This is a genomic window from Novosphingobium percolationis (assembly GCF_020179425.1).
In the GTDB taxonomy this organism is placed as follows: Bacteria; Pseudomonadota; Alphaproteobacteria; order Sphingomonadales; family Sphingomonadaceae; genus Novosphingobium; species Novosphingobium percolationis.
In genome coordinates this window covers 91,194-97,344 of sequence record NZ_JAILYM010000010.1, presented here as the reverse complement: position 1 = coordinate 97,344, position 6,151 = coordinate 91,194, and the positions used below count along the sequence as shown (strand labels likewise).

The window sequence follows — 6,151 nt, the reverse complement described above, 5'->3', positions numbered from 1 at the left end:
GATGGGTTCCGGGCGTCGCTGCGCGACGCGAGGGACAGGCCGACCACCGCCAGCTTTTTGGGTTAGCGCGGCGGTCGGCCTGCCCCTCATCGCGAGCAAAGGATACAGTCTGGCCAGGCGGACCTAAGCGCTGCTTCGCGCTTTCGAAGCGCGACAGCGCCGAACCCTTGGCCTGGGCGTTGAGCGCACGGCCATTCATGCCATCGACGATGTTGGTCGCTTCGAGAACCTCGTCGAGATTCTGGTGGATCAGCGCCCATGCGTCGGCATAGGCGTCATAAACCGCAATCTGGTCATCCGTGAGCTTGTGCTCGAGCGGATCATATTCGACGCCGCGGAAAGTCAGCGCGCGCGCAGTATAGAGTCCGAGCGCCTTCAGGTCGCGGGCGACGATTTCCATGGCCGCAATCCCGCCGCTGCCGATCGCCGCCATGAAGGTTTCGCGGGTCTCGAAGGCGGCCCCCTGGCCCCATAGGCCGAGGCGGCTGGCGTAGCAGAGATTGGCGGGATCGGTGGCGCCGGTGGCGCTGTTGTAGAGGATGCAGGCCCGCGGCAGGAGGTTCTGGAGCCGCACGCCCGCCAGCCCCTGCTCGGAGCCCTTCTGCGTGCCGTACTGGGTTTCGGTGCCAGCGGCGTTGGCGAGTTCGTGGGCCTCGTCGAAGGCGATGACACCGTCGAAGTCCTCGCCAAGCCAGGACAGGATCTGCTGCAGCCGCGATTGCGCGTCGTCCCGCTGGGATCGAAGCGTCGCGAATGTCAGGAACAGGATACCGCTTTCCATCGTGATCGGCGCGCCAAATGCGAACGCGTCGAGCGGCTGGATATCGATCGCCATGCCGCCCAGCGCGGTCCAGTCGCGACGCGCATCCTCCAGGAGCGCGCTGCTCTTGGATATCCAGACAGCACGACGCTGACCACGACACCAGCGGTCGAGGATGCAGGCGGCGATCTGCTGGCCCTTGCCGACACCCGTTCCATCGCCGACCATATAGCCGAGACGATAGACGTGGCCATTGGCATCGGGTTCGAGCAGCGTGCCGGCCTGATTGGGCCGATAATAGCCCGGCAGGTCACGCGCGAAGGACTGTCCGGCATAGATGACCGTCTCGAGCTGCGCGTCGGACAGCGCCTCTACCGCGCGCGGCGGCAACATCGGCCGATAGGTTGGCAGCGGCGGAAGGATCGACGACATTGCCACCGACTCCACCAACTGGTCCGGGTGCGGACTGACATCGGTGAAGGCCATGCGAGCAAGCCGCCAGGGGGCGTAGATGCCGATCTGTTCGCTAATTGCCGAGGGTACATCCAGCACCTCATAGCTGAGCAATTCAGGCTCTCCGGCGACGGTTGGCGCAGGGAGCGGCGCGATTGGGCGGAGCGGCTCAACGCGCGAGAACAATCCACCAGCGCGTCCCGGCGGCGCCAGAATTGGTCTGGCCGGCAAGAACTGCGCGAGCGGCGCGGGCGGCAGTGGCGGTTCGCCGGCGTCCAGGCGCGGCGGCAGGTCGAGGACGATCGACAGCGCGTCACGCAGATCGGCGACGACGTGGCATTCAGGCTCGCCGGTCCAGCCCTTGTCGAAAATCACCAGCCTGATCGAGATTGCGGTGCCATGCTTGGCATAGGGCTGGCCGTTGATCGTGATTTCGAACCGAGCCGGAACAAGCGACGTGACGGCGTCATAGCCCTTCGATCCGGTGCCATCGCGGGCAAAGGCGGGCGACATGATCGCGGCGCAGCGACCACCGTCGGCTAGGCGGAGCAAGGCAGAACGAAGATGCCGTGCGCCGGCATGGCGATCCCGGCCTCGGCCCTCGCTGCGTGAGAAGGGAGGATTGATCAACACGACGCTGGGGCGATCGGCAGGATCGAGCATGTCATGGATGAATTCGGCGTCGTGCCGGCTCACGGGCTGGTCGAGGGTCAGTGCCAGAAGGTCGGCGCGCAGCGGGTCGCGCTCGTTGAGAATCAGGCGCGCACCGACCTGTCGCGCATGAACGGCGAGCATACCGGTGCCGGCCGAGGGCTCGAGCACCGTATCGGCATCGGTGATCCGGGCAGCGTGCGCGGCGAGCCAGGCCAGTTGCAGCGGCGTGGAGAATTGTTGCAGGTCGACCTGACGTTCGCTGCGATAACTTTGGGTCGGCAGCAATCGTGAAAGGCGGTCGCGTGCGGCAGTCGCGGTGATAGGGTTGTCATAGTCGATGAGACCGCTGGCCGGATTGAGGGCCAGCAAGACCTGGGCCGCTTCGAGCGCCTCATAGGCGGCGCGCATCGACCAATCGCCCCATGCGTCCGAGCCGCCGAAGTGGCGGCGCATCAGGGATTTGAGCGTCTGGCGGGAGACGCTCGTACCGTCGGCAAGGCGATCGACGAGGATCCTGGCGACCTCGAGGAGCGAGGTTGCCTTGGCAGAGGGTTCGGTGGCTGCGGCGGGCGCGGCGAAGAGCGGACAGGTCATGGGCGGTTCTCCAGCGAATGGTCGAGAGCCCCCGGGCCCTCACCTCGCCGTCCCCCCTTCCCTCCTCATTTCTCGGACGCCGCGCGGTAGATGTCGGCCGCGCATTCTCGATTCATGCATCGGTGATTTCGTGATGATCGATGTCCCCGCTTTCAATCAGGTGACGGTTCTGCGCTTGAGGGGCCGCAGCGCGAGCCACGGCCCCAATCTTGCTTTTCGATCAAGCGGCCTTGGGCAGGGTGATCGGCTCTTCGTCGTGGGCCGGCTCCGGCTCGACCGGAGCCGGATCGTTCGCCGCGACCGGCGCGTCCCCGAACAGGGTCGCGTCGATTTCTGCATCTTCCACGGCGAACCGCATCGGCCCGGGAAGCCAGGCAAGCGCCCGTTCCTTGACCTCCGCGTCGGCGATGACCTGGCCGGCGAACAGCTTCTCCGACGATGCCGCGAGATCGAACTTGCGCGACGCCGCGTAGCGGTTCTTCAACTCTATGCCGCCAATGGCCTCGAACAGCTTCAGGATCGCAGGCTTGGTGATGCGATCGAAGAAGTTGCGCGCGGTCGGACGCCACCAGGCTGCGACGTCGATGCCGAGCTTGGCTCCGAGATGATTGAGGAAGCTGCTGCCGGTCATCCCCTCGGGAACGGCGTGCAAAGTCCGGGCGACCGCCCAACCGAGCCAGGCCGCGCGGGCACTATCTTCGAGCGCGCAGAAGGCGTCGTACCGCTCATGGATCTCAGTGTGATTGATCCAGCTGCGGTCAAGAGCGTCATCGAGCTTTGCCCAGGCCTGCGCGGCCGGAGTGTCGCTCGTGAAGCCGGAAACACGCGGGCTCGGCGCCCTCGCCCGAAGTTCGCTCGGCATCCCATAATAGCCCAGGCGGCAGGCATCATCGACCATGATGAAGGTGCCGAGATCGAGTGCGAAGTGCGGGTCGTTGGCGATGTGGAGCGCGAGCAGTTCCGTCTTCATCATCGCCAGCTCGTCCTTGAGCTTCTGGCTGTAATGCTCGGCCGCCGGTGCTTCGGTTTCGTCCTCGCCGGTCTCGATCGTCTCGTCGTCGCCATCCACGTCTTCGTCCTCGTCGACCTCGTCCGGGTCCTCCGAAACCGCGACAAACAGTTCCTCGTAGACGCAAGGCTGGCCGTCCTTGCCGATCATGACATAGGCGATCGCCGAAGCTTTCTGCTCGTCCGTGATGACCTCCGCCGTGTCGATGATCGCGCCGATCTCTTCCTCGAGCACCTCGATCCGTTCCGACTGCTCCTCGGTATACCCATCGGCTTCCTCGGCGTGTCCTTCGATCTCGGCGAGTTCCGCCTCGATCTCCGCTTTGCGGGCCTCGACCTCCGGCGCGAGCGGTGCAGGTTCGCCAACGAGCCGGGTCAGCTGGAAGGTCTCGGAATAGGGGATGGTCGTCGCCGGGATCGTGCGCACTTCGGCGAAGCCTTCGCGATCGCGGATCGCTGCGGCCGCCTGCGCGAGCGCTTCCTCGGCCAGCTTGTCGACCAGATTCCCGTCACGCCACAGTTCGGTGAACTGGTTGGTGTACAGATCGGCATCGATGCTCCCGCCGGCGGCGAGATAGGCGTCACGGCCAACGAGGATCGCCTTGGGATCGCCACCCTTGTAGGAGCCGCTGGCAACCGCCCTGCGGATCTCGTTCGGATTATGACGATAATAGCCCTGATCCATCTGGGCGAACACCTTGGCCTGGCGGTCGGTGTCGGACGTATGGGCATAGGCGGTGGCGACCTCGAGCGTGATCTCGCCCATCCGCAGGGCACTGAACACCGGTTCCGCCAGATCGGCGAGGCGCAGGCGGCCGAGAACGAACCGCTCGGTCTTACCAAAGCGCTTGGCGAGATCGGCCGGCACCTTCTTCTCGCGTTCGATGATCGATTTGAAAGCGCGGCATTCGTCAGCGGGATTCATGGGCAACTGGAAGTAATTCTCCGCCAGGCTCATCTCGATAGCGTCCCGGGCGTTCTTCGCGACAAGGACGGGAACCATGAAATCCTCGTCGAGCTTGCCCTTTGCGATGTTGGCGTGCGTTCCGTCGAGGCGCCGGCCGCCGCCATAAATCTCGAACTTGCCCTTCTTGCGGGCAACGGCCACGCCGATCAGGTTTTCCAGGATGATGCCGGTCTCGCCAATATTGGCCTCAAGCTCGGCATCGGCGTCCGCATCGCTCTGGGTGCGGACATTGTGCGGCGACTTGTGGCAATCCAAGGCGCGCGCATAGACGATGGTCGGATAGGTCATCATATTTCTCCAATGCGGGGCGACCTGACCATCAGGCCTCCAACCGCATCGGATCCCCTCCCCCTTCACTCCTTCGTGGCTTGGCGGTGCCGTGATCACCGCCAGCATTGTCGCACGGCGGCACCGGTCAGCAGGGCAATCAGGAGGTCAGCCCATCGGTCCCATGTCGAGGAAGAGCGTGGGCTGTGCGGGCGCTGACGGGAGCTGGTCAACGAACTGGATGTCGAAGCAACGCAGCCGTTCAGCAAGTTCGCGGGCAATGGCCGACACAGCCAGATTACGCCGGTGCCGATCCCCATTGTCCAGATCGTCTAGCAGGCTGCGCGGCGAGCTTGCGAGCGCTACCTCGATATGGAGGGACAGGGCATCTTCATCGATTCGCATCATGGCGACATTGAGAACAAATAAGGAACATAGAGTCAAGCTGCGACCCGTACCCTGGCGCCCTTGTTCGTCAGTCCCAGCTCTTCCATTAGGACGTCGTTCCAGTCGTTCAGCCCATGCCATGGCCAGATGGTTACGATGGAGCGCCCGGGACGGGCATAGGCGGCTTGCGCCTGTTGTTCCGCCAAGCGTCCTCCCGAGTCATTGTCCGGCAGAAGGATGAGGCGATCGATTCGTTCTGGAATGGCGATGCGCGCAAGCCGCTCATTTCCAAGCGTCGCCCAGACGGGAATGTTCAGCAACAGGGCGGCGGACTGGGCGGTCTCGATGCCTTCGGCGAGCCCCAGGCAACGAGCAGGCCGATATAGCCGCACCGCGCCGGCGAGTGGCCGACCCAATGTGAGCTTGGCCTTTGGGAGGTCGGACGCGAGCCAGGGTCCGGCCCGGTCGAAAAATCCGCGCTGTACCGCTGTGACGCCCGTATCGTCGCAAACGGCCGCAATCATGGCGGGCCTGAACGAGACGGAGGCACCTCTACCCAACGGGGTCCGCGGGTGGAAGCGCACGGCCGAGGACAGATGGGTGATCCCTCGTGCCGAAAGATAGGAGGCAACCGGTGTCCCCGCCGCCGGTCGAGCCTCGGTCCAGATCGCCCTGGCACGTTCGGCCATGGCCAGATCCAGTCGCGCTGGCGCCCGGGCGACCGCCCTATTGTCCACGGGCACGTCAAGCTTCAGCCGGCGGATGGCACCCAAGACCTCGAGACCGGTGCAGCCGGCAAAGCATTTGAAGAGCAGGCTTCGGTCGCCAACCCGGACTGACAGGCTGGGCGTGCGGTCTTCATGAGCCGGGCACAAGCACATGCCACCGTTGGGGCGCCAGACGCCGCCGAGCTTGCGGACAAGCTCGGCCGCGGCGGTCTCGAGCGCTAGATTATGGGCTGAATTGGTCATGGACATGGAACCATTGGTCAAGAGAGCCTCATCTCAGGCCCCAACCCCGATCCCCTCTCCCGCTTCGATCATCGTGGCGTGGCGGTCGCC

At 64.7% G+C, this 6,151-nt stretch carries 4 protein-coding genes; all 4 read right to left on the bottom strand.

Going from position 1 to position 6,151, the window contains the following annotated elements:
• The coding region (locus K3A84_RS19500; RefSeq protein WP_225011192.1) for a strawberry notch-like NTP hydrolase domain-containing protein at positions 1-2,461 on the bottom strand (2,461 nt) is incomplete at its 3' end.
• 220 nt (positions 2,462-2,681) lie between these two features.
• Positions 2,682-4,727 carry a ParB/RepB/Spo0J family partition protein gene (locus K3A84_RS19495; RefSeq protein ID WP_318248338.1) on the bottom strand — a complete coding sequence of 682 codons (2,046 nt, stop codon included), beginning with the start codon at positions 4,725-4,727 and terminating at the stop codon, positions 2,682-2,684.
• Positions 4,728-4,871: 144 nt separating this feature from the next.
• Positions 4,872-5,111, bottom strand: coding sequence for a hypothetical protein (locus K3A84_RS19490; protein WP_225011191.1), 240 nt, complete (start codon positions 5,109-5,111; stop codon positions 4,872-4,874).
• A 32-nt stretch (positions 5,112-5,143) separates the two neighbouring features.
• Positions 5,144-6,061, bottom strand: a complete 918-nt coding sequence (locus tag K3A84_RS19485; protein WP_225011190.1) for a DUF7146 domain-containing protein — start codon at positions 6,059-6,061, stop codon at positions 5,144-5,146.
• Positions 6,062-6,151 lie beyond the last annotated feature (90 nt).